The following is a 20,051-nucleotide window of genomic DNA, read 5'->3' on the forward strand; positions in this document are numbered from 1 at the left end:
TCCGTTCATCGAATCATCATACAGGCGCCTGAAGGGAAGATGGGTCGCCGCCGTGGCCAGAGTCAGCCCCGCCGCAATACAGAATCAGCATGTAGTCTGATTGACGCGTCCAGAACTATCGTATGGCTTGTGTCTGCCTGCATCCAACCGGCTGTTAATTTTCACTGAGAACTGACCCGGGTAGAAGGGCGGGACGCGGCGTAAATAGGCGTAATCGGAAAAGGGTGAGAGAATGTCGCTTTGCCATGACACCGGCAGCCGGACAGTCGGGGCCACGCTTCACGTTGTGGGCCCGCAGGATGTGCGAGGGGTGAAGTGAAGAGGTTCGACCAGCAAGGGCGGTCAGGCGAAGGTTCCTTCCGCAATGCTGTGGGCAAGCCGGATGACCAGTGCGTCCCGGCCATCGCGAAGCGCTTCCAGGGCTGTCTGACCCGCAAGTTCAGGATGAGATTGCATCAGGAAGCGGTAAATGGTCCATCCGCTGTCGCCCAGAGTCTCGAAAAGCACCGGCAGGACAGGGAAGGGCTGTCCCGTCGCGCTGATCTGGCAGGCCGGATAGCGCGATTCCCGTGGTGAAGGTCCTGGCAGAACGAGGACAGCATGGGCCTGTTCCATATCATGCAGGTCTGAGACAGTCAGGCCAAGGTAGTGGGCGAAAGCCTCACCCGTCAGCATGTCCTGCTCTGACAGAATGGTGGCTGCCAGGTGGCGTCCCCGTTCTTCTGCCCGAGCGAAAGCGTTGCTCCGTGTTCGTGGCCTGTCTGTCATGACTGCTGTCTTTTTGTCTTTCAGAGAGAGAGGAGAGCGAGACCATCATGGGGCGGGCGGAAGATCTACTGTATCATCCGGCCCGCTTGTATGCAGTCGGTGCGTAGGGCCCTAAAAATACGGGACATCAACGTCCAAATGGGATATACATGATATATATCCATAGGGAGGGGTATCCGATGCTGACCCGTACGACACTCTTTCTATCCAACCGCTCGCAGGCAGTACGTCTGCCGAAGATGGTCGCCTTCGGGGAGCAGGTACGCGAGGTGGTCATCGTGTCCGAAGGGTCTCGGCGGATCATCGCTCCGGCCGATGCGGCGCGGGATGATTTCTTTGCGGCCCACGGGGTGGATCTGGGGGAGCGGAACCAGCCAGTCATGCAGGAACGCGAGGCGCTCTGAATGCTGCGTTATCTGCTGGATACGAACCTCTGTATCCGGGTGTTGCGGGATCGACCGCAGGGGTTGCGTCCGAGGTTCAACAGCTGTGCGGAGGAACTCTGCATCTCGGACGTGGTTCTGTATGAACTGCTTTATGGCGCGGAACGCTCGTCTGATCCTGTGCGCACAAGGCGTGAGGTCGAGCACTTCGCGGTAAGGCTGGCGGTCTTGCCATTCGACAGTGAAGCGGCCGCCCATACGGCGGACATTCGGGCCGATCTTGAACGGAATGGGCGTATCATAGGTCCATATGATCTCATGATTGCCGGGCATGCCCGGAGCAAAGGGCTGATTGTGGTGACCGGCAATCTGCGGGAATTTCAGCGGGTGGAGGGTCTTCGAACCGAAAACTGGCTGACTGACACGGTCTGACCGGCAAGGCTGAGGCGAGACAAAATATTGATAAAAACGATTGTTTATCAATCGACTATGTCATGCAACGAGCCTTTCAACGAACCCGCTGACAAGCAGCAGTTTTCTTCGGTTGCAGGCCCCCGCAACCAGAAATACCATAAAAAACCCCGCTAAGTCACTGACTTGGCGGGGTTTTTTGTTGCTCCACACACCACACGCCTATCGAATTATCCATCATTTCAATGTCTTAACACCGGTAGGTTCAAATCGGGGTGCCCGATACCCGCAACCAACTGCTCCATACGCAGCCATAAATCGGCGTGCTCCGGCGTACCGGGGCGTAATCGGGCGCAGGAGAAAGAGCGGGGGAGGGGACACTGCCCTCGGGCATGCAGAAACTCCTGAGACAATGCTATGTCGGGATGACGGCAATTGGGGGCGAACGGAAGGTCCGGTTTGGGCGTGATGTAGTGACAAAGCGGACACTTTCGGTAAAAACGGCCTGATTTTCAGGTTTCGTGCGGTTCTGGACAGGAGCCTGATGATCGGTCAGCATCCGGAGAATGTCGCTCGTCGCAAGGCGGCGCTCCGCGAGCCTTCCACCGCATGGAAAGGATGATGTTCATGCTGCGCGCCATCGTCACCACACTGTTCTTTGCTGTCACCTTCTGTGGCTTCAGCCATCGGGCCATGGCACAAAGCCACAACAGGGGGCGCGTGCTGGTCGTTCTTTCCAGCGTGCACGAACTCACATTGCGCGACGGCCGACACTATCCCACCGGCTTCTATCTCAATGAATTCGCGGTTCCGGTGCAAGCGCTGATCCAGGCTGGCTACGAGCCGGTATTCGCTGACCCGCAAGGCAATGCCGTGACCTGGGACGCGCACTCTGCATCTGCCCGATATTTTGGAGGGAGCGAAAAAGCCCTTCAGGACACGATACAGTTCGTCGAGAGGCTGGACTCACTCAAACATCCGCGCACCCTCGCCTCAGTCCGGGCGGAAGGGATTGGTTCGTATGTCGGGATCGTTGTTCCCGGCGGTCACGCGCCCTTGGAGGATCTGATGACCGATCCTGATCTGGGTGAGATCCTGCGCGCCTTCCACAATGCCGGGAAAACGACCGGGCTGATCTGTCATGGTCCGGTTGCCCTGGCTTCCAGCCTGCCGGACGCCAGAGGTTTTCATGCGGCGCTCGTTGCTGGAAACACAAATGATATTCGTCGGTTAGCGGCAGGGTGGCCCTATACCGGCTACCACATGACCGTCTTTTCGACACCGGAAGAGCAGTTTGCCGAAACGCATCAGCTCAACGGGCATGTTCTTTTCTATCCTGCTACGGCGCTGGCGGATGCGGGTGCCACGGTCGAGGAAGCCCGGATCTGGACACCGAACGTTGTGACCGACCGGGAACTCATCACGGCACAGCAACCGTTTTCCGATAAGGAATTTAGCGTGGCTTTAGTGAAAGCTCTCGACAACCAGATAAAAAACCACGGTGTGTCGTCGCTCAGATGATGTCCGCATTTCGATCAGGCTAATGATACCTTCTGTGTCCGCAATGAGATGACCTGTCCGCCTGTCTGCTCCGTTTCCGTGGACCCGACAGGCGACAAAGGGGGGGAGAACGGAAGGTGAGCTATCGGTTCAAAGCAAAACTGAACCGGGCCGAAGAAAAATGAGATACGCCTCGATCTCCCGAACAAGTGCAGCTTTAATCATCTGTGGCTCAGCGCAGCTGGCTTGAGAATGTCCTCGCACCATTGACGGAAACTCGTCGGGGTCGTGTTTTCTGGCGTACGCTGTACACCAAGGTCCAGACCGTGGCTTTTGGCGTACATCATGTCGGTCATGCCCTGTGCCATGGCCTCGGAAAAGCCATACCGGACGAACCGGGCTTTATAAGCTTCGAACGCAACCTGCTCGAAACGCACTGGCCTGCCGAGCACGTCCGACATGATGACCGCCATCTCGTTGAGGGAAATATTCTCGGGGCCCAGCACCGCGACATCTTTCTGATCGTTCCAGCTCTCGTCGAGCAGCCAACGTGTTGCCACCGCAGCAATGTCGCGAGTGGCACAGCTTGGCATCTTAAGGTCGCCAGAGATGGGTGAGGAAAACACCCCCTGTTCCTTTATGGTTTTAGCGCGTCTGGCAATGTTGTCCATGAACGACGGCATCGTGAGCGTACGCATCGCGACCCCTGTGCTGGCGATGAGGTCCTCCATTGCCAGGGAGCCAGTGATATAGCCTGCTTTATCGGCGAACGGCGTCCCGCGTCCCAGACCCGAGATAACAACGATCCGTTTGACTCCCCGGGTCTTTAGCGCCGCAGCCGCTGGCCGTGTGAAGTCGACGAAAGCGGCTTCAACGCTTGCGGCCTGAGGATCGGCCGCCACCAACCAGAACAGGGCATCTGCACCGGCGAACGCATGATCCACAACTTTGGCGTCGCCGTGTGAACCCTGAACGACCTCGACACGAGTGCACACGTCTTCACTGAGTTTGGAGGGGTCGCGTGCAATGACACGAACAGGGGCTCCTGCTTCAAGCAGTCTGGCCATAACCTGATGGCCAATATCGCCAGCAGGGGCGGTTACAACAATCATGGATACTCAACCTTTCACTGCCGACCAGAGCAGCGCTCAACATGGAAGTCTGCGCAGCGTGGTCTGAGTTTTAGCAAAGCCAGAGATAGGTCATTTCCACCAGGACCATCTATACTGCAAGGTCCGCCATATCGTCGCGATCGTCCGGAGATGCCTTATGGACCCACTTTCGGAACTTCTCTCTCTGCTGAGGCCGCATCGCGCCATCTCGTCTCGCTTCGATGCTGGAGGGGAATGGTCGATCCAGTTCGGCGGCCAGCACAAACACATCAAATCCTATGTCATTCTGTCAGGCGAGTGCTGGTTGGCCGTCGACGGTGTTGAAAACGTCATGCGCCTGGAGCAGGGGGACTGCTTCGTCCTCCCAAGCGCACGGCCGTTTCGACTGGCCAGCGATCTTGCCTTGCCGTCGGTCGCAGCATCGGCGGTCTTCTCTGAAGCTCGGGGCGGCGGTGTGGCGACTGTCGGCGAGGGCGGCAGTTTCTCGTTGCTTGTCAGTCGGTTCGCTGTTGACGGTAAGCATGCGGATATATTGCTGGGACTGCTTCCCCCGGTTGTGCATCTTCTCAAGAAATCTGATCAGGTACTTCTCCGTTGGTCTGTCGAGCGTCTGATGCAGGAACTGCGTGAGAAGAAGCCGGGTGGCGATCTCATCGCACAGGACCTCGCCCATATGATGCTCGTACAGGCTCTGCGCGTGAATCTTGCGGAGAGTTTCAGCGAAGGCACGGGATGGTTCTTCGCCCTTGCGGACAAGCAGCTTGGTCTTGCAATCACTGCCATGCATGCTGATCCGGCACGACGCTGGACATTGCGAGACCTGGCAATACAGGCAGGCATGTCGCGATCGGTTTTTGCCCTCCGCTTCAAGGACGTAGCAGGCGAAACTCCCATGCAATATCTGACACGCTGGCGGATGCTTCTGGCCTGCGACAGACTGGCGCATGCTGGCGATCCGGTTTCAGTCATCGCCGAAACTCTCGGATACGAGTCCGAGAGCGCGTTTAGCGCAGCCTTCAGGCGATTCATAGGATGTTCGCCGCGACAATACTGCAGATCGGTCAACGAAGACCGTCCCAGATGACACCGGTAGACCTGTCTTTCTCAACGAAACAGCAGCTGAATTTAGCCGAAATACCATTCGGATCTGAATATCAAAATCTCGCGATAGCTTGCTGCCGTTTTGTGTTGCGAGGAATACTATCTGCCAGAAACAGCCTTCATTAAAGTTCTCAAGCGCTCGGCATTGCCAAGATCTGCGACAAACTGGCGAACGTCAGCGTCAGACATCCCTATAATAGCCTATGACACCCTCCGGCACGTATCCATGACTTTCTGTCGCAGCCAGCGATGGGCCGGATCGGCGTCGAAACGCGGATGCCACATGGCGCTGATCGCCAGTTCCGGTGTCGGCACGGGCAGGTCGAAGCTCTGGAGGCCCTTCGCCATCATTACCCGATCGCTCATGCAGGAATGTGGCACGAGCGCGATCAGGTCCGAATGACGCGCGATATTCAGTGCATCAAGAAAGCTCGGCACGATCACGACGATCTCACGTCGCAGGTCAAGGTCATGCAAAGCCTGATCCACAGGTCCTTTTGAGACACCACGGCGAGACGTGACGACGTGCCCACAAGCAGCATAAAGCTGTGGTGTGATCGGACCTTCGAGCAGTGGGTGGTGCAGACGCGCCGCTCCGACAAAGCGGTCGCGAAAGATAAGCTGGCTTCTCATCTCTGGTGCGGACGCACCGGCCGTTCCGATTTCCAGATCAATCGTTCCGTCACGCAACGGCGTGGCTTCCTTGTCGGGCTTGGGAGCGAAGCAAAGACGGACCCGGGGCGCGCCTTTGGTAATGGCAGCGACAAGCGCGGGGGCGAACAGTGCCACGAACCCTTCGTTGGCGCGGATCGTAAAAAGCCGCTCCAGTAAAGCTGGGTCTATATGGCCTGGAGCGGGCGCAAGCACTGTTCTTGCCTCCTGTGCGAGCGCATGGACACGATCGGCCAGCTGCTCTGCATAAGGCGTCGCTACGAGCGAACGCCCCGCCTGTACCAGCAGGGCATCACCTGTGACTGAGCGAAGGCGCGCCAATGTTCGGCTTGTTGCGGATGGGCTCAAGCCAAGACGCCTGGCGGCGTTCGTGACGCTGCGCTCTGCCAGGAGGACGTCAAGGGCGGTCAGCAGGTTCAGATCGATGGAGGCCATGAGGAGAGCATAGTTGCTTCCTTCTGTCGGATATAGCGTCTGATGCAATCATACTTTGCATTCCATGCGTCTGGCGCCTTCCATAATGGCGTCTAATTATGGAAGGACACGATGCAAGGACCTGCAGCATGACAAATTCGCTCAATCATCAATCTCCGGCCATCCTCCTTGTCGGCGCATCACGTGGCCTCGGACTGGCCATGGCGGCCGAGTTCGTGAAGAAGGGTTGGCACGTCGTTGGAACGGTACGCGAGCATGGGCGAACCGAACTGCACGACCTGGCCGACGCGCATGCTGCGCAGGTGACGATCGAATCCCTCGACATCACTGAGCCCGCTCAGATCGCGGCCCTGCGCGATCGGTTCTCGGCGCACGCTTTTGATATGCTATTCGTCAACGCGGGCACTGCCAACCACAATCAGTCCGAAACAATTGCGGAAACTTCAACGGAAGAATTCGTACGCGTCATGCTCACCAACGCACTTGGTGTGATGCGCACTGTAGAAGGCCTGCAGGACCTCGTGCGTCCTGACGGTCTGATCGGAGTCATGTCGTCGGGTCAGGGCAGCATTGCCAATAACGTCAGAGGCGGCCACGAAGTCTACCGGGGTAGCAAGGCCGCGCTCAATCAATACATGCGCTGCTATGCGGCCCGTCACGGCGACGACAAGCGAGCGATGATACTGATGGCACCAGGCTGGATCCGCACGGAGTTAGGCGGCCCGGACGCACCATTCAGTATCGCGGAAACCATTCCACAACTGGTCGCTACACTCGTTGCACAACAGGGTACTCCGGGCCTGCGCTTCATCGACAGAAATGGCAAGACCGTGCCGTGGTGAGCACACGGAGAACGACGCGAATGACAGGAAAGAATACGAATGAAGTTGATCGGCATCGAAGAGCATTATCTGACGGCGGACGTACGCAAAGCCTGGGAGGCGATTGGGTTGGCCGCGACAGATCCAAGCGCTGCCGCTCACTCGGGTGAAGTTGAGCGACGCCTGTTCGATCTTGCCGACATGCGGCTTGTCTTGATGGACGAAACCGGCCTGGACATTCAGGTGCTGTCGCTCACCACGCCGGCTTTGCATGATCTTGGACAGGAAAGTGTTGAGCTGGCTCGTCGTGCTAACGATGCCGTAGCTGAAGTCATCACCCGTCGTCCGGACCGCTTTCAGGCGCTGGCCGTGTTGCCGGTAGGACAGCCGGAAGAGGCGGCGCTGGAACTGGAGCGCTGCGTCCGGACGCTTGGCTTCAAGGGTACGATGCTGTGTGGTCGGGTGGGAAACCGCAACCTTGACCATTCGGACCTGTGGCCCATTTTCGAGAGCGCATCCGCGCTTGGCGTGCCAGTCCTGCTCCACCCTCGTACGCCCGCCTCAGCGGTACGGTCAGCCTATTATTCGGATTTTACACCGGAAGTGGATGCAGCGTTCGCCATGTATGGCCTTGGCTGGCACTACGATGCCGGGATTCAGTTCATTCGGCTCGTGCTTGCCGGTACGTTCGACCGTCTACCGGATCTGCAGGTCATTCTCGGCCACTGGGGCGAAGTTGTGCTGTTCTATGCCGAGCGTCTGGCGGCGATGGACCGCGTGTCCGGCCTGGCACATCCAATCTCGGTTTACCTGCGGCGTAACCTGTACGTCACTGCCAGCGGCATGTTCAGCCCCCACTATCTGGCGCATGCCGCCAGCATTGTCGGAGAAGACAGACTGCTGTTTTCCACGGATTATCCTTATCAGTATCGGCCGGGCGGCGACGCGCGACGGTTCCTGGCGGAATGTGGGCTGGATGACGCCGACAAAGCAGCCTTTGCCCATGGGAATTGGCAAAGACTGACACAGGACCATCGTGCGGATTAGCTGTAGAGCATCGCCACCTCGCACAAAGTTTGTTGTCCTGTAGTGGACCCTACAGCACAGCATCGTTCCTGAAACACGTTCTATTTGGCTTTTTTGCAATCGTTCATCGGATACTGAAAACACTGGGCGGTCTGTCTGCTTGGCTCGCGCTAAGAGGACCAACCACTTCCGCCGTAGTCGAGCCGTTAGAGATGGCAAGCGAGAACATCTGGTAGTGGACATGGAAAATATCCGTCTCGATCGCCAATGCCTGTAATTTCGTTACACAGACGCGTAGTCTGACAGCCGTAACGAATTATGCACTCTCGCCTTGGTGTTATCGAACATGCCAGCCGTGCCGTTTCGTATGATTTCGGCAAGGATGTGGTCGCGTGTCTCGATATCCTTTTGCGTCCTTGGCAGGAAGAAGGCCCCGTTGTCATCGGTTGCCAGTGCCTGGTTTGCCTCGACAAAGGGGCGTGCGATGCGCTCATAGGCCGCAAACGCGTCTTGCGGGTCGTCACGGGTCGCCAGTTCGCCTGCCAGCACATAGGCGCCAACCAGTGCCAGGCTGGTGCCTTGTCCAGAGCGGAAAGACGGCGCGAATGCGGCATCGCCCACCAGTGCCACGCGCCCTTTCGACCAGTGCGGCATGCGGATCTGGCTGACGGAATCGAAATACAGATCATCGGCCTGCGCCATCGCGTCGAGCAGACGCGGAACCTCCCAGCCCATGCCGGCGAAGGCGGCCCTCATACGCCGGATCTGCTCCTCTGCGTCACGGCTGGTGGAAACCGGTGCTTCGTCCGTTGCAAAAGCAAGAAAGCCGAAGACCCTCGGACTGTCCTGAACCGCCCATATGGCGGCCGTGCGTCCCGGCTCGGCATGAACGACCCCGCCATGCGACAGGCCTTTGTCATTTGGCATGGAAAAAAGATTGAAGCAGAAACCGAGGGAATGGTTGAACGGCGCCTCGGGACCGAAGACCAGCCGGCGGGTGCGTGAGTGCAGACCGTCCGCGCCGATGACGATATCGTATCGTGCCTGCCGACCGCTGGCGAACCCGATATCGACGCCTTTACCGTCATCACGAAGTGTGTCGATTGAATCGTTGAAACAGTAATCGATGTTGCCGTTACGTGTCGCGTCATGGAGCAGCGTCGTCAGCGTGCCGCGCGGCAGTTCGACATCGCGTTCGGTGTCGCTGCAGATCGCCTCGTAGATCGGCACGCTGCCAATGACCATGCTGGCTCTGTCCACGAAAGTCATCGCGCGAGAGGCGATATGGGCCGCGCGGATCTGGGGCAGCAGGCCCATACGCTCGACCACGTCGATCGCCGTGCCACGCACGTCGATCGGATAGCCGCCGGTCCGGATCGTCGGTGCCCGCTCGACCACCGTCACGTCGAAGCCATAATGGTCAAGCCAGAAGGCGAGCGCCGGACCCGCAATGCTGGCGCCGGAGATGAGGACGGAGCGGCGCTGTGCTGGAACCATTGGTGTAATCATGATATTTACTCGGAATAAGCTTCTCTGAGCATCTTATAGGGCGCATAATGAAAGGCAATAAGATTCCTTATGCATCTTAATGGAGAGTCATGAGAGTTCAAAGACAGACACGAAGACGCGGTGCAGCGCTGGAAGAGGCGATTCTGGAAGCGACCTGGGCGGAACTGACAGAACATGGTTACGCGGGCCTGACGATGGAAAACGTCGCGCGTCGTGCGGAAACCAGCCGCCCGGTGCTGCATCGGCGCTGGCCCAGCCGCACGGCACTCGCGACGGCGGCGCTCGCGCAGCAATTCGCGCGGGCGAATATCGTCATTTCAGATATGGGCAGCCTGCGCGAAGAACTCTGTCATCTTCTCCGCTGCATGTCGGATCGCGCCGGATCCCGGGACCTGCAACTGTTCTTCGACATGCAGAAGGATCTCGTGGCCGAACGGTCCAGTTTTGCCGAAATACGGGCACGTATTGTAGACGGCAGCCAGTTCCATGCCGTCATCGGACGTGCAATCGAACGGGGTGAAATCGATCCAACCCGTCTCACGCCACGGATTACATCACTTCCATTGGATCTTGCCCGGCATGAGATGATGATGACATTTCAGCCCTTGTCTGATGACGCCATCCGCGAGATTGTCGACGATATCTTCCTGCCACTGGTTCGACGGGATGAGCCTTCTTCTCAGATGTGACGTGTCATCACGCGTTGGCGGCTCCATCCCCCTTGAGGGTGGGCATCGGGACGGTCCTAGCGACAGTCAGTAGGGCGTGTCGTCAGTTAATTCCGATGATGGCGGAGACGAGTTGCACTGCTGCGAAGAATGTTGACTTCAGCTTGTCGTAGCGTGTTGCAATGCCCCTGAACTGCTTCAGCCTGGCGAAGAAACGCTCAATGATGTTTCTGTTTTTGTAGAACTGGAAGCTGATTTTCCGTGGATGGCGTCGGTTTTTCCTTGAAGGGATAACCGGTGTGATCTTTCGCGCTTCAAGCGTTTCAATGAGCAGATTGGCGTCATAAGCCTTGTCGGCGATAAACGTTGCAGGGTCGACTTCATCCAGCAGGGGACCTGCTTCCGTGATGTCCGCTTTCTGCCCGGGCGTCAGGGACAGGGCGACCGCCTTTCCTGCGGCATCGACAATGGCGTGGATTTTCGAAGTCAGTCCGCCACGGGACCGCCCGCTGGCCTGATCCGCGCCCCTTTTTTACGGGCACCCGCACTGTGCTGGTGAGCCCGGACAATCGTGCTGTCGATCATCATGTATTCGTTGTCACGATCGGCGGCCAGATGCCGGAAAATTCGTTCGATCACGCCGCCTTCGCACCAGCGGCGCAGACGTCTGTGAACATTCTTCCAATCCCCGAACCGCGCTGGCAGGTCACGCCAGGGAATGCCGGCACGGTAACGATACAGAACTGCTTCCACAAACAGACGGTTATCGGCAGCCGTTCCGCCGACATGGCCTTCACGACCCGGGAGAAGATCTTTTATCCGTTCCCACTGGCTGTCACTCAGGCCATATCGTCGCATTCATTCTCTCCCTGAAAACAGAGAGAAAACATCGCAGATCAAGCGGGAGTACAAGCCTCATAGCGGCAGATGCTAACTGACGACACGCCCTAGGTGTTTAGTCCCAGGGTTTGATGGTGTGGTATTTTCACGTGAGTGGAAGGAAGCATTATGGGACAGATACGTCATGGCAGCGCCACGACCACGCACGCGGTGCGAGCAGCAATACAGCGATCGCAGGCTTCGCTCTCGGCGCTGAGCGAGAAGTTTGGGATCAATCCAAAAACGGTGGCGAAATGGCGGAATCGTCCGACTGTCGAGGATCAGAAGACCGGTCCCCAAAAGCCGCGCTCAACGGTTCTGTCCGAGACGGACGAAGCGATGGTCGTAGCTTTCCGGCGACATACCTTACTGCCGCTGGACGATTGTCTTTATGCGTTGCAGGCCACCATCCCGCATCTGACACGCTCAGCCCTGCATCGCTGTCTTCAGCGTCATGGGATGTCACGCCTGCCTGACATTGAAGGGGACAAACCGAAGCGTCAGCGCTTCAGACGCTACCCGATCGGGTTCTTCCACCTCGACATCGCCGAGGTCCAGACCGCTGAAGGCAAGCTGCATCTTTTCGTCGCCATAGACCGGACAAGCAAGTTCGCGGTGGTGCAACTCGCGGACAAGGCCAACAGAAGAACCGCCTGGGAGTTTCTCGAACATCTTCTGCGTGTCGTGCCCTACCGGATTCATACCATCCTGACCGACAATGGCATCCAGTTCGCCGAGCAGCCCCGTAACCGCGGTATGGCATGGTCACGTTCCATGCGTTTCGACATGATCTGCGAGGCCAACGGGATCGAGCATCGCCTGACAAAGCCCAATCACCCCTGGACCAATGGCCAGGTCGAGCGGATGAACCGCACGATCAAGGAAGCAACCGTCAAACGCTTTCATTATGACAGCCATGAGCAGTTGAGGTCTCACCTCAATGATTTCATAGCCGCCTATAATTTTGGACGAAGGCTCAAGACCCTCAAAGGTCTCACGCCCTGTGAATACATCTGCAAGATCTGGACTTCAGACCCGGAAAGATTCATCATCAATCCAACCCATCAAACCCTGGGACTAAACACCTAGGAATGAATATGCTACGGCGTGCCGTCAGTTAAGCCCTGAGAGCTTGAAGTGAGGGTTGTACGTTCTGTCGCTCTGTGCTGGCTGTTTTTCCGGCTTTGGAGGAGAACAACAGTTGCGGCGCTATGGCTTACGTGACGACCAGTGAGAGCGGATAAAAGACCTTCTTCCTGGCCGTTTCGGGGACTGGAAAAACGTGCACCAGCGACTGCGCCGCTGGTGTGATCGAAAGGATATTTCACCATCTCGCCGCGGATCATGACAATGAATACATGATGATCGACAGCACTATTGTCCGGGCGCTGGTCGTGCCTGCATAAGGGCGTTCTACGACCGTTACCTGGGCACAAAAATCATTCCCAGGATCTTTTGAGGATCGAGCCCATTCCGCAACGCGATATCGCGCACCGACTGCGTCGCTGTCGCGCCAATCCCCGTTGTCGCAGTATCGCCACCAGCGTATCCGGCGGCTCCCGCTTCAGGGCTGCAAGCGAGTCGAGTGGGGCGTCAGCAAGCGTGGCAATAACTGGCTTCATGAGACCCGGTTTCGTCACCAGTCCCCACGACCACATCGACAGACCGAAAAACAACAGGAAAGTCGCCGCACTGGCCGCCCCGATGCCGGATTTGAGATGGTTTTTGAAAGGGCGAACATTGGCGGCGATATGTCCGCCCGCAGCAACAAGAAATATCCATGAACACCAGCGATGCACGACGGCCAGAAGACCGCTGCCGAACCAGAAGAACATGAGGGAGCCGGTTCCCGCCATGAGGAAAAAGCTTCCCATAGTCAAAGGGGTCGCCCAGCCCCGCAGGGTAAGGGGTTTTCGCGCCATGTCAGTGGTGTTTTGCATAAAGAACCTGCGCGAGACACGCCTCCAGTTCAGCGCTCGCTTCGGTCAGAACGGTCATGCCGATATATCCGTCTGGCCGAACTAAAACCCAGTTTCCGGGTTGCAGTCCATAAGCGTCCTGAAAATGTCTCCAATCGTCATGGAGATCCCCTTTTGTTCCGATGATCCTCTCCGCCACGCCCATATCTTCAAAAAAATCGAGCGTGCGGGCTAGAATGCCTCTGCCACGTGAACCGATGAACGGACCATCCATTTTGTCGATAAGACAAAAGGGGACCGCGTGGCGGGTCGGTTCAATCGCTAAAGTGAGACCGGCTGGCCCAGCGCCCGCAATCAGGACGTCCGTATCAAAATGATCTGGCATGACACCCTCATTGTGTGTATAATTCACATATACGAACCTTGGATGTGTCGTCAACAGAAATATGCAAAATACACACATTGAGCCGAGATTTCGCACTCTTCACGCTGCACTCCTTGATATTCTTGCGATCATGAATCAACCGCAGCGGGACGAGACGATGATCAGAGAGGCCGGGATAAAGCTGGATCGGGCCCTATTTCCGCCACTGGTTCTGATCGAGCGCCTGGGGCCGATCGGCGTCGTGGACTTGGCTGACCGGATGGGTCGTGACTACACGACCGTCAGTCGGCAGGTGGCCAAGCTTGATGATCTCGGACTCGTCGAACGTCGCCCTGGCGCCAGAGACCGGCGGGTACGGGAGGCGGTCATCGCGCCCAGAGGCAAGGCGATGACGGACAGGGTCGACGCCGCCCGCGCGCGTATTGCCCGGAAAATCTTCCAGTCATGGACGAAACGGGACATTGACGATCTTGCGCGGCTTCTGCCCGCGTTCGCCGAGGCCCTCGGAGCCGTCACGTCGATCGATCCGGAAGAGGGACGTTCAGTTTGATCGTCGATGTGATCGGCGGACGTTCCGGCTTTTCATCGGCATTTGGTCACGCGTCCGAACGGCACAACTTCGCGTAGGCGCTCGGGGGATAGCCTGTGATCTTTCGAAAGGTTGCATTAAAGGCCCCCAGACTTTCGTAACCGACGCCCAGCGCGGCGCCCGTGACAGTCGCGCCGGACGCCAACCGCTCCTGTGCGTTCAATATGCGCAGGCGCTGACGCCACGCTGAAAACGGCATTCCGGTTTCCACTCTGAAATGCCGGACGAAGGAACGCACCGACATGGACGCTTCGTCAGCCCAATCTTGCTGTTCGCGTCCATCGGCCGGGTTTTCGTTGAGTGCATCAGCGACGCGGCGCAAACGGGCATCTTGAGGCAAGGGCAGGGAAACCGACGCTTGGGGCAAGGAAAGAAACTCGTCCCAGAAGGTCTCGGCCAGACGCGCGAGAACGTCGTTCCAGACCTCACCGGAGGAGCATTGTGACAGGCGCTCCGCCTGAGCAATCAGAAGAGGCGTGCCCCGCATGAGAAAGGGATCGGCAGGTAATATCCGCGAACGGTTCTGATCGACGAACAGACTCCATCCCCGAATTGCTCCATGGGAGCGGGCCCTGTGCTGTAACAAGGGAGGCAGCCACAAGGCCTGTCCCGGCCCGACCAGCCAGCAGGCTTTCTCGGTTCGCATGGCCATGACACCGTGCCCGATCCCGAAAATCTGTCCGCGGGAGTGCGCGTGGAGGTCGGCGATGCGGCGGGTTGCCTGCTGCATGCGACTACCCAACAGCCAAGGAAGGTCCGCGTCAGGACATTCCGTTGCCGAGGGAATCAGGGACGATTTGGCGCACATGAGTCCGAATGTGGCCTACTGCAGGACGCACGCCAAGATATTCATTTTTAGAATGTCCTCTGGCACGACACAGGTCCGCGCCAGGGCCCGAGATCAAAGGAAAGAGGCAGATTACTATGAAGATTGGATTTATCGGGCTCGGTGCCATGGGTCATCCCATGGCGAAACATCTTCGCAATGCAGGGCACCATCTCGTCGTTTATAATCGCACGGCGGCGAAAGCGGCCGATCTGGTGGCAATGGGGGCGGTTCTGGTGGCAACGCCTGCCGCTGTCGCACGGGAGATAGATGTCGTCTTCTCTATGATGTTCGACGATGCGACCACTCAGGAAATAACGTTCGGCGAAGACGGTATTGCCACTGGATTGTCCTCGAAAGCTATGCATGTTTGCTGTAGTACGGTCTCGCTTGCTCAGGCACGCCGTCTGCGCGATGGCCATAGGGAGCGCGGACAAACTTATGTCAGTGCCAATGTTCTCGGTAGGCCGCCTGCGGCGGAAGCAGGAGAGCTATATGTCATGGCGGCTGGAGCCGGCGATGCGCTGGACAGATTGGAGCCTGTACTCAAATGTTTCGGCCCGCATATCTTCATGTTGGGTGATGATCCCATCCAAGCCAATCTCGCCAAGCTATCGCTGAACTTCATGATCTACGCGACCATAGAGCAAATGGCGGAAGTGTTCGCGCTCAACGAGAAGGCGGGTACTGATCCGCGCAGAATCTTCGAGGTCATGACGGGCAGTTTCTACAATGCCCCCGTTCACAGGAACTACGGCAAGCTTATGGTCGAGCACGACTATGATTATCCCGGTGCACCGGTGACGCTCGGCCTGAAAGACGTCAAGATGTTCATGGATGCCGGCGGTGATTATGGCGTTCCGTTGCCCTATGCTTCGGTCGTTCGCGATCGCCTGCTAAGTGCCATCAGCGCAGGCGATGCCGACCGTGATTTCGTGGTTCTGATGGAACGCGCCCGGCATGAGAGCGGTCTGAAATAGGTTATCCTTTGGCTTCAGGGAAAGAATCCGAAAACATGGCAGATGAATTGAAACACCGTATTCTGGTGATCATGGGGAGTGTGCGGGCGGGGCGTCATTGTCCCGTCATCGCGCAATGGGTGGCTGCAATCGGACAGGCAACGACGGATCTGCGCATCGATGTCGTGGACCTTATGGACTGGCCTCTGCCCATGGACGACGAACCTGGTCTTCCGGCCCACGGCGTTTATGAACATCGGCATTCGCGCGCATGGAGCGAAACGGTGGCGCAGGCCGATGGTTTCGTTTTCGTGTCGCCGCAATACAACTGGGGCTATCCGGCCGCGCTGAAGAACGCCATCGACCATTGCTATCTAGAGTGGAAGGGAAAACCGCTGCTGATTGTCACCTACGGCGGTCACGGCGGCGATAAGTGCGCGGCACAGCTTCGTCAGGTCGCGGATGGATTGAAGATGCGCCCCGTCTCCCCCATGCCTGCTCTCACGCTGTCGCATGACATTATCCAGTCGGACGCTCCTGTCGACGACATGACCCTTCAACCTGGCCGGGCTTCGGTTGAGGAAGGGTGGCGCGCCTTGGTGGAAACTCTGACAGACGGACAATGAAAGATGGCATGTGTCGATAATGAAAGCTGCTGTCAGAGGGTCGTTCGATGTGTCGTCCGTGTATCGATCCTGGCCGGAGGCCTTTGCTGGCGACGGTGTGGAAGTGGTAGAGGGGCTTGCTGTCGGAAATCAGCCATGCGACCAAAGGCCTCGCGGTCGGCGGGCTGGCATTTCTCCGGTCCATGGGGATTGTCATGCCTTTTCATCCCGGGACGTCTGAAAACTGACGGCGCATTGGTTCGATGCTGCTCCCGCCGCCCCATCGGTCGCTAAAACCATGCTTGTTGATTTTCACTGAGAATTGGACTCCTCCGCAAAGTGTGTGGTGCGAGGACTTGTACTGCGGAAAAGAAGCCGAGAAATCCTGAAGGGTTTGTAACGTTCGAGGATTTTTCTGTTGTGTCATGCTTCTGATGCCTTGATCTTCCTCCCTCTATTATTGTGAGGCGGGTAATCCCGAGCGGCAACACGGTGCAGTTTGAAGCGAGTTTGCGTGATCGCAGCGCTATCTCCCCAACTGTCATGCCCGGACGCAGCGGATCAGACAGGCCGTATAGTGGGGAGAACGGGAGGTCAGCTGTCTGTTCAAAGCAAAATTGACCCTGACCGAAGCAAAATGAGATAGGCCGCGATCTCCCGAACAAGTGCAGCTTTGATCATCTGTGGCTCAGCGCAGCTGGCTTGAGAATATCCTCGCATCATTGACGGAAACTCGTCGGGGTCGTGTTTTCTGTCGTACGCTGTACACCGAGGTCCAGACCGTGATTTTTGGCGTACATCATATCGGTCATACCCCGTGCCATGGCCTCGGAAAAGCTATACCGGACGAACCGGGCTTTATAAGCTTCGAACGCAACCTGCTCGAAACGCACTGGCCTGCCGAGCACGTCCGACATGATGGCCGCCATCTCGTTGAGGGAAATATTCTCGGGGCCCAGCACCGCGACATCTTTCTGATCGTTCCAGCTCTCGTCGAGCAGCCAACGTGTTGCCACCGCAGCAATGTCGCGAGTGGCACAGCTTGGCATGTTGAGGTTGCCAGAGATGGGTGAGGAAAACCCCCCTGTTCCTTTATGGTTTGAGAGCGTCTGGCAATGTTGTCCATGAACGACGGCATTGTGAGCGTACGCATCGCGACCCCAGTGCTGGCGATGAGGTCCTCCATTGCCAGGGAGCCAGTGACATAGCCTGCTTTATCGGCTAACGGCGTCCCGCGTCCCAGATGACACCGGTAGACCTACCTTTCTCAACGAAATAACAGCTGAATTTATCCGAAATACCATTCGGATCTGAAAATCAAAATCTCGCGGTAGCTAGCACTACAGTTGCAGTTTGTTTTGTTCACTAATTGTTTATGGTTCCCATACTTTCCGGAAGGCTCGAATTTCAGGCTGTCTACGGCGAAAAAAAACCGCAATTTTTTCGTTTTTCTGGCCCGGAAAATAAACTGCAACTGTAGTGCTAGCTAATTCGGGTGCCGCATAGGGTGTAATGCCACGAGACGTTACCCTATCCTGCGACATGGCGGCAGATTGGCTATACGATGACGATCAGCACAGCTATCAGAACAACAGCGGATGCAAGCAGGCTTAGAAATTTCTGCACTGGAATGCCGAATGGCTTCGGGTTTATAGCCACGAACTCAGGGTCGCTCCAGGCGGTACCTGGGAAGACAGGTGCCATCAGCATGCAGAGGAAGTAGGCTTCCGCAAGTGCGGCCGCGAGCAAGAAACTGCCAAGGCTCGAAGGCAAGGCGAATAGCAGTGCAATGGCGATGGCAGCGTTGCAAAATCCCAAAAGCATCGTCTGTCCGTTATGGAATTTGGCATGGGGTGGCCACTTCGGATTTCGTATGTGCTGGCATGCGGTTGATGGTATCACCGCGTCAAAGATCAAGCCGCCCAGGCCGCCATAAATTGCGACAAAAGCGATCATCCATTTAGCAATAAACATAGGACACACCTTTCCTGTTCACAGAAAAGGACGTGCGGGTGGCTTCTTCCTGATCAGGCGGAGAAGCTTGCACGAACGTAAATGCCACCCGGACTACCAACCGGGCTGTGACTTTTACACGTCCACAGGCACAGTATGTGACCGGGCACGGAGTTTCAACCCCGCCCATTGGGTTCATGTGTGGTCCCAGTTCGCCCGTGTGAACTGGTCGCTTTCTGGTCAGTTATGAGAGTTTTTTTTGAATGATCATCAGGTCATGTGCTCGCTCAGATACCTATTCCGGCTGTCAACTTATCGCTTTTTCTGCTCGAAATCTGACTGGTAAAAAAACGCAAAGCTGCCAGTCGGTCACTCTCCCTAAAGCAAAAATCTCTTATCAAGGGTGAAGAACATTTCTAGCGCGGGTCGCCTGAAATTTCCGGATTGTCTCGAGAGACAGGCCCTGTACCAGCATCTCATCAATCAGGTCGATATGCAGTCCCGCTAACAGAGAATGGGCATTATAGGTGGCATAAGCCATATCGGCAGTATCTGCCGCATCCATAATGCAGCGTCTCGCTTCTGCATGCATCCATTGATAATGCGGAGATTGCAGTAGTCCCCCGCTGAGTTCCCGGGCGCGGATCAGATGTCTGTTCGCAATCTTGAACATCAGGATGGCATCAAGAAACGCAACAAGACGATCTGGCGGTGCAGTGCTGGCATCAAATGGGGGGGCACTGCTTTCAACACTAGCTTTCAATGTAGCGATTTTGGCAGCCCAAAGCGCATCCAGCAGGCCGTCCCGGTTGCCGAATGCCCGAAACAGGGTGCCTTTGCCGACACAGGCGGCCAGAGCGATCGCATCCATTGTCACGGCACCCGGAATCTCGCTTTGGGCAAAAAGCCTGTCTGCGGCCGCCAGCATATCGTCAGATGACGCAGGCGGCCGCCCCCGATTTTTACGTTGCATTACGGACTGTCGGTCCGTTAAGGATGGAATTTCTGGACTCATGGTCCTTAATTCATATCGGAGAGCGGTGCATGGCGCCAACATCTATCCTTCCCCACTGGCTTGAGACAGCACTCGAAGCGCTCAGGAAGGGCGATATCGATGGCTGGATGTCGATTTATGCCACGGATGCCGTCCATGAGTTTCCATTTGCGCTTGAAGGCATGCCGACCAGCCTGACGGGACGGGATAATATTGCCGCATACATGCGGCGTCTGCCGTCATTCATTCGCTTCGGTTCAGTGAGCGATGTGCGCGTACGTGAAATCGGCGAAGAACTAATCGTGGAAGCGGTAGGCCACCATAACCGGATTTCTGACGGGGCCCCCTGCGAGATTACCTATGTATGGTTCATCACACGACGTAACGGCAAGGTGACGTTGATCCGGGATTACATGAACCCGATCCAGCTACAGCGTATCGCGGCGTCCTGACGCACACACGGTTATGAAGGTAAACACTCAGATAGATGCCCTTCCGCTTTCCCGGCCAATCTGGACTGGAGCCGGACATTCATC

The 20,051-nt window shown here is 57.0% G+C and carries 22 protein-coding genes and 2 pseudogenes; 13 read left to right on the top strand and 11 right to left on the bottom strand.

Features of this window, described 5'->3' with window-relative positions; translation table 11 throughout:
* Nucleotides 1–342 precede the first annotated feature (342 nt).
* Nucleotides 343–768: a hypothetical protein gene (locus FMA36_RS17115; protein WP_159264187.1), complete on the bottom strand. Its 426-nt coding sequence runs from the start codon at nucleotides 766–768 to the stop codon at nucleotides 343–345.
* Between the two features lie 179 nt (nucleotides 769–947).
* Between FMA36_RS17115 and vapB the strand changes: the two genes are divergently transcribed.
* The 3 genes from vapB (at nucleotide 948) to FMA36_RS17130 (ending at nucleotide 3,083) form a co-directional block, all read left to right on the top strand.
* On the top strand, nucleotides 948–1,172 hold the full coding sequence (gene vapB, locus FMA36_RS17120) for a type II toxin-antitoxin system VapB family antitoxin (RefSeq protein ID WP_159264188.1): 225 nt from the start codon (nucleotides 948–950) through the stop codon (nucleotides 1,170–1,172).
* A complete protein-coding gene (gene vapC / locus FMA36_RS17125) occupies nucleotides 1,173–1,583 on the top strand; it encodes a type II toxin-antitoxin system tRNA(fMet)-specific endonuclease VapC (RefSeq protein ID WP_159264190.1) in 411 nt (136 codons plus the stop codon).
* Between the two features lie 606 nt (nucleotides 1,584–2,189).
* Nucleotides 2,190–3,083 carry a type 1 glutamine amidotransferase domain-containing protein gene (locus FMA36_RS17130; RefSeq protein WP_240906617.1) on the top strand — a complete coding sequence of 298 codons (894 nt, stop codon included), beginning with the start codon at nucleotides 2,190–2,192 and terminating at the stop codon, nucleotides 3,081–3,083.
* A gap of 200 nt (nucleotides 3,084–3,283) precedes the next feature.
* Here the strand turns inward: FMA36_RS17130 and FMA36_RS17135 are convergent, their stop codons facing one another.
* Nucleotides 3,284–4,174 carry an NAD(P)H-binding protein gene (locus FMA36_RS17135; RefSeq protein ID WP_159264194.1) on the bottom strand — a complete coding sequence of 297 codons (891 nt, stop codon included), beginning with the start codon at nucleotides 4,172–4,174 and terminating at the stop codon, nucleotides 3,284–3,286.
* 157 nt (nucleotides 4,175–4,331) lie between these two features.
* On the opposite strand from FMA36_RS17135, the gene FMA36_RS17140 reads away from it, so the two are divergent.
* A complete protein-coding gene (locus FMA36_RS17140) occupies nucleotides 4,332–5,258 on the top strand; it encodes an AraC family transcriptional regulator (protein WP_159264196.1) in 927 nt (308 codons plus the stop codon).
* A gap of 218 nt (nucleotides 5,259–5,476) precedes the next feature.
* Here the strand turns inward: FMA36_RS17140 and FMA36_RS17145 are convergent, their stop codons facing one another.
* A complete protein-coding gene (locus FMA36_RS17145; RefSeq protein ID WP_159264197.1) occupies nucleotides 5,477–6,382 on the bottom strand; it encodes a LysR family transcriptional regulator in 906 nt (301 codons plus the stop codon).
* A gap of 128 nt (nucleotides 6,383–6,510) precedes the next feature.
* Between FMA36_RS17145 and FMA36_RS17150 the strand changes: the two genes are divergently transcribed.
* A complete protein-coding gene (locus FMA36_RS17150; RefSeq protein WP_159264199.1) occupies nucleotides 6,511–7,224 on the top strand; it encodes an SDR family oxidoreductase in 714 nt (237 codons plus the stop codon).
* Nucleotides 7,225–7,263: 39 nt separating this feature from the next.
* A complete protein-coding gene (locus tag FMA36_RS17155; protein ID WP_159264202.1) occupies nucleotides 7,264–8,250 on the top strand; it encodes an amidohydrolase family protein in 987 nt (328 codons plus the stop codon).
* A 261-nt stretch (nucleotides 8,251–8,511) separates the two neighbouring features.
* Here FMA36_RS17155 and FMA36_RS17160 read toward each other — a convergent pair whose 3' ends face one another.
* Nucleotides 8,512–9,738 (bottom strand): FAD-dependent monooxygenase, encoded by a 1,227-nt coding sequence (locus tag FMA36_RS17160; protein WP_159264203.1) that lies wholly within the window; start codon nucleotides 9,736–9,738, stop codon nucleotides 8,512–8,514.
* An 89-nt stretch (nucleotides 9,739–9,827) separates the two neighbouring features.
* On the opposite strand from FMA36_RS17160, the gene FMA36_RS17165 reads away from it, so the two are divergent.
* Nucleotides 9,828–10,427 carry a TetR/AcrR family transcriptional regulator gene (locus tag FMA36_RS17165; protein ID WP_159264205.1) on the top strand — a complete coding sequence of 200 codons (600 nt, stop codon included), beginning with the start codon at nucleotides 9,828–9,830 and terminating at the stop codon, nucleotides 10,425–10,427.
* Nucleotides 10,428–10,509: 82 nt separating this feature from the next.
* Here the strand turns inward: FMA36_RS17165 and FMA36_RS17170 are convergent.
* Nucleotides 10,510–11,264 (bottom strand): IS5 family transposase gene (locus FMA36_RS17170; protein WP_159264207.1). Its coding sequence is split into 2 segments (ribosomal slippage): nucleotides 10,510–10,934 and nucleotides 10,934–11,264, totalling 756 coding nucleotides; the frame shifts between segments, so codons are not numbered across the junction.
* A gap of 150 nt (nucleotides 11,265–11,414) precedes the next feature.
* Here FMA36_RS17170 and FMA36_RS17175 point away from each other — a divergent pair.
* A complete protein-coding gene (locus tag FMA36_RS17175; protein WP_159264208.1) occupies nucleotides 11,415–12,374 on the top strand; it encodes an IS481 family transposase in 960 nt (319 codons plus the stop codon).
* 151 nt (nucleotides 12,375–12,525) lie between these two features.
* Nucleotides 12,526–12,673, top strand: a pseudogene (locus FMA36_RS17180) (IS5/IS1182 family transposase); the annotation flags it as partial.
* 51 nt (nucleotides 12,674–12,724) lie between these two features.
* Here the strand turns inward: FMA36_RS17180 and FMA36_RS17185 are convergent.
* Together FMA36_RS17185 and FMA36_RS17190 are read right to left on the bottom strand one after the other, a co-directional pair.
* Complete coding sequence (locus FMA36_RS17185; RefSeq protein WP_159264210.1) at nucleotides 12,725–13,207, bottom strand: hypothetical protein; 483 nt, start codon at nucleotides 13,205–13,207, stop codon at nucleotides 12,725–12,727.
* Nucleotide 13,208: 1 nt separating this feature from the next.
* Nucleotides 13,209–13,589 (bottom strand): FAD-dependent monooxygenase, encoded by a 381-nt coding sequence (locus tag FMA36_RS17190; protein WP_159264212.1) that lies wholly within the window; start codon nucleotides 13,587–13,589, stop codon nucleotides 13,209–13,211.
* Between the two features lie 61 nt (nucleotides 13,590–13,650).
* Here FMA36_RS17190 and FMA36_RS17195 point away from each other — a divergent pair, with 61 nt between their 5' ends.
* The gene (locus FMA36_RS17195) at nucleotides 13,651–14,139 is read left to right on the top strand and encodes a MarR family winged helix-turn-helix transcriptional regulator (RefSeq protein ID WP_159264214.1); all 489 of its coding nucleotides are present in this window, start codon (nucleotides 13,651–13,653) and stop codon (nucleotides 14,137–14,139) included.
* A gap of 46 nt (nucleotides 14,140–14,185) precedes the next feature.
* Here FMA36_RS17195 and FMA36_RS17200 read toward each other — a convergent pair whose 3' ends face one another.
* On the bottom strand, nucleotides 14,186–14,908 hold the full coding sequence (locus tag FMA36_RS17200; protein WP_240906618.1) for an AraC family transcriptional regulator: 723 nt from the start codon (nucleotides 14,906–14,908) through the stop codon (nucleotides 14,186–14,188).
* 86 nt (nucleotides 14,909–14,994) lie between these two features.
* Here FMA36_RS17200 and FMA36_RS17205 point away from each other — a divergent pair, with 86 nt between their 5' ends.
* Complete coding sequence (locus FMA36_RS17205) at nucleotides 14,995–15,984, top strand: NAD(P)-dependent oxidoreductase (RefSeq protein WP_346766532.1); 990 nt, start codon at nucleotides 14,995–14,997, stop codon at nucleotides 15,982–15,984.
* Nucleotides 15,985–16,019: 35 nt separating this feature from the next.
* Nucleotides 16,020–16,589: an NADPH-dependent FMN reductase gene (locus FMA36_RS17210; RefSeq protein ID WP_159264220.1), complete on the top strand. Its 570-nt coding sequence runs from the start codon at nucleotides 16,020–16,022 to the stop codon at nucleotides 16,587–16,589.
* Nucleotides 16,590–17,287: 698 nt separating this feature from the next.
* Here the strand turns inward: FMA36_RS17210 and FMA36_RS19920 are convergent.
* From FMA36_RS19920 to FMA36_RS17225, 3 genes and pseudogenes are all read right to left on the bottom strand, one after another.
* Nucleotides 17,288–17,811 (bottom strand): annotated as a pseudogene (locus tag FMA36_RS19920) (NmrA family NAD(P)-binding protein); the annotation flags it as partial.
* Nucleotides 17,812–18,125: 314 nt separating this feature from the next.
* On the bottom strand, nucleotides 18,126–18,542 hold the full coding sequence (locus FMA36_RS17220) for a DUF6640 family protein (RefSeq protein WP_159264222.1): 417 nt from the start codon (nucleotides 18,540–18,542) through the stop codon (nucleotides 18,126–18,128).
* Nucleotides 18,543–18,918: 376 nt separating this feature from the next.
* Nucleotides 18,919–19,449 carry a TetR/AcrR family transcriptional regulator gene (locus tag FMA36_RS17225; RefSeq protein WP_159264224.1) on the bottom strand — a complete coding sequence of 177 codons (531 nt, stop codon included), beginning with the start codon at nucleotides 19,447–19,449 and terminating at the stop codon, nucleotides 18,919–18,921.
* A gap of 116 nt (nucleotides 19,450–19,565) precedes the next feature.
* Between FMA36_RS17225 and FMA36_RS17230 the strand changes: the two genes are divergently transcribed.
* Nucleotides 19,566–19,967: a nuclear transport factor 2 family protein gene (locus FMA36_RS17230; protein ID WP_159264226.1), complete on the top strand. Its 402-nt coding sequence runs from the start codon at nucleotides 19,566–19,568 to the stop codon at nucleotides 19,965–19,967.
* Nucleotides 19,968–20,051: the final 84 nt, after the last annotated feature.

It is taken from the genome of Komagataeibacter xylinus (assembly GCF_009834365.1).
GTDB classification, from domain to species: domain Bacteria; phylum Pseudomonadota; class Alphaproteobacteria; order Acetobacterales; family Acetobacteraceae; genus Komagataeibacter; species Komagataeibacter xylinus_D.

What these genes read in the sequence shown, in the direction of transcription:
- FMA36_RS17130 (WP_240906617.1), top strand. Translation starts at nt 2,190, where the DNA reads ATGCTGCGCGCCATCGTCACCACACTGTTCTTTGCTGTCACCTTCTGT.
- FMA36_RS17165 (WP_159264205.1), top strand. Translation starts at nt 9,828, where the DNA reads ATGAGAGTTCAAAGACAGACACGAAGACGCGGTGCAGCGCTGGAAGAG.
- FMA36_RS17135 (WP_159264194.1), bottom strand. Translation starts at nt 4,174, where the DNA reads ATGATTGTTGTAACCGCCCCTGCTGGCGATATTGGCCATCAGGTTATG.
- FMA36_RS17190 (WP_159264212.1), bottom strand. Translation starts at nt 13,589, where the DNA reads ATGCCAGATCATTTTGATACGGACGTCCTGATTGCGGGCGCTGGGCCA.
- FMA36_RS17175 (WP_159264208.1), top strand. Translation starts at nt 11,415, where the DNA reads ATGGGACAGATACGTCATGGCAGCGCCACGACCACGCACGCGGTGCGA.
- FMA36_RS17205 (WP_346766532.1), top strand. Translation starts at nt 14,995, where the DNA reads ATGTGGCCTACTGCAGGACGCACGCCAAGATATTCATTTTTAGAATGT.
- FMA36_RS17145 (WP_159264197.1), bottom strand. Translation starts at nt 6,382, where the DNA reads ATGGCCTCCATCGATCTGAACCTGCTGACCGCCCTTGACGTCCTCCTG.
- FMA36_RS17195 (WP_159264214.1), top strand. Translation starts at nt 13,651, where the DNA reads ATGCAAAATACACACATTGAGCCGAGATTTCGCACTCTTCACGCTGCA.
- FMA36_RS17210 (WP_159264220.1), top strand. Translation starts at nt 16,020, where the DNA reads ATGGCAGATGAATTGAAACACCGTATTCTGGTGATCATGGGGAGTGTG.
- FMA36_RS17225 (WP_159264224.1), bottom strand. Translation starts at nt 19,449, where the DNA reads ATGCTGGCGGCCGCAGACAGGCTTTTTGCCCAAAGCGAGATTCCGGGT.
- FMA36_RS17150 (WP_159264199.1), top strand. Translation starts at nt 6,511, where the DNA reads ATGACAAATTCGCTCAATCATCAATCTCCGGCCATCCTCCTTGTCGGC.
- FMA36_RS17115 (WP_159264187.1), bottom strand. Translation starts at nt 768, where the DNA reads ATGACAGACAGGCCACGAACACGGAGCAACGCTTTCGCTCGGGCAGAA.
- FMA36_RS17185 (WP_159264210.1), bottom strand. Translation starts at nt 13,207, where the DNA reads ATGGCGCGAAAACCCCTTACCCTGCGGGGCTGGGCGACCCCTTTGACT.
- FMA36_RS17155 (WP_159264202.1), top strand. Translation starts at nt 7,264, where the DNA reads ATGAAGTTGATCGGCATCGAAGAGCATTATCTGACGGCGGACGTACGC.
- vapC (WP_159264190.1), top strand. Translation starts at nt 1,173, where the DNA reads ATGCTGCGTTATCTGCTGGATACGAACCTCTGTATCCGGGTGTTGCGG.
- FMA36_RS17230 (WP_159264226.1), top strand. Translation starts at nt 19,566, where the DNA reads ATGGCGCCAACATCTATCCTTCCCCACTGGCTTGAGACAGCACTCGAA.
- FMA36_RS17140 (WP_159264196.1), top strand. Translation starts at nt 4,332, where the DNA reads ATGGACCCACTTTCGGAACTTCTCTCTCTGCTGAGGCCGCATCGCGCC.
- FMA36_RS17200 (WP_240906618.1), bottom strand. Translation starts at nt 14,908, where the DNA reads ATGCAGCAGGCAACCCGCCGCATCGCCGACCTCCACGCGCACTCCCGC.
- vapB (WP_159264188.1), top strand. Translation starts at nt 948, where the DNA reads ATGCTGACCCGTACGACACTCTTTCTATCCAACCGCTCGCAGGCAGTA.
- FMA36_RS17160 (WP_159264203.1), bottom strand. Translation starts at nt 9,738, where the DNA reads ATGATTACACCAATGGTTCCAGCACAGCGCCGCTCCGTCCTCATCTCC.
- FMA36_RS17220 (WP_159264222.1), bottom strand. Translation starts at nt 18,542, where the DNA reads ATGTTTATTGCTAAATGGATGATCGCTTTTGTCGCAATTTATGGCGGC.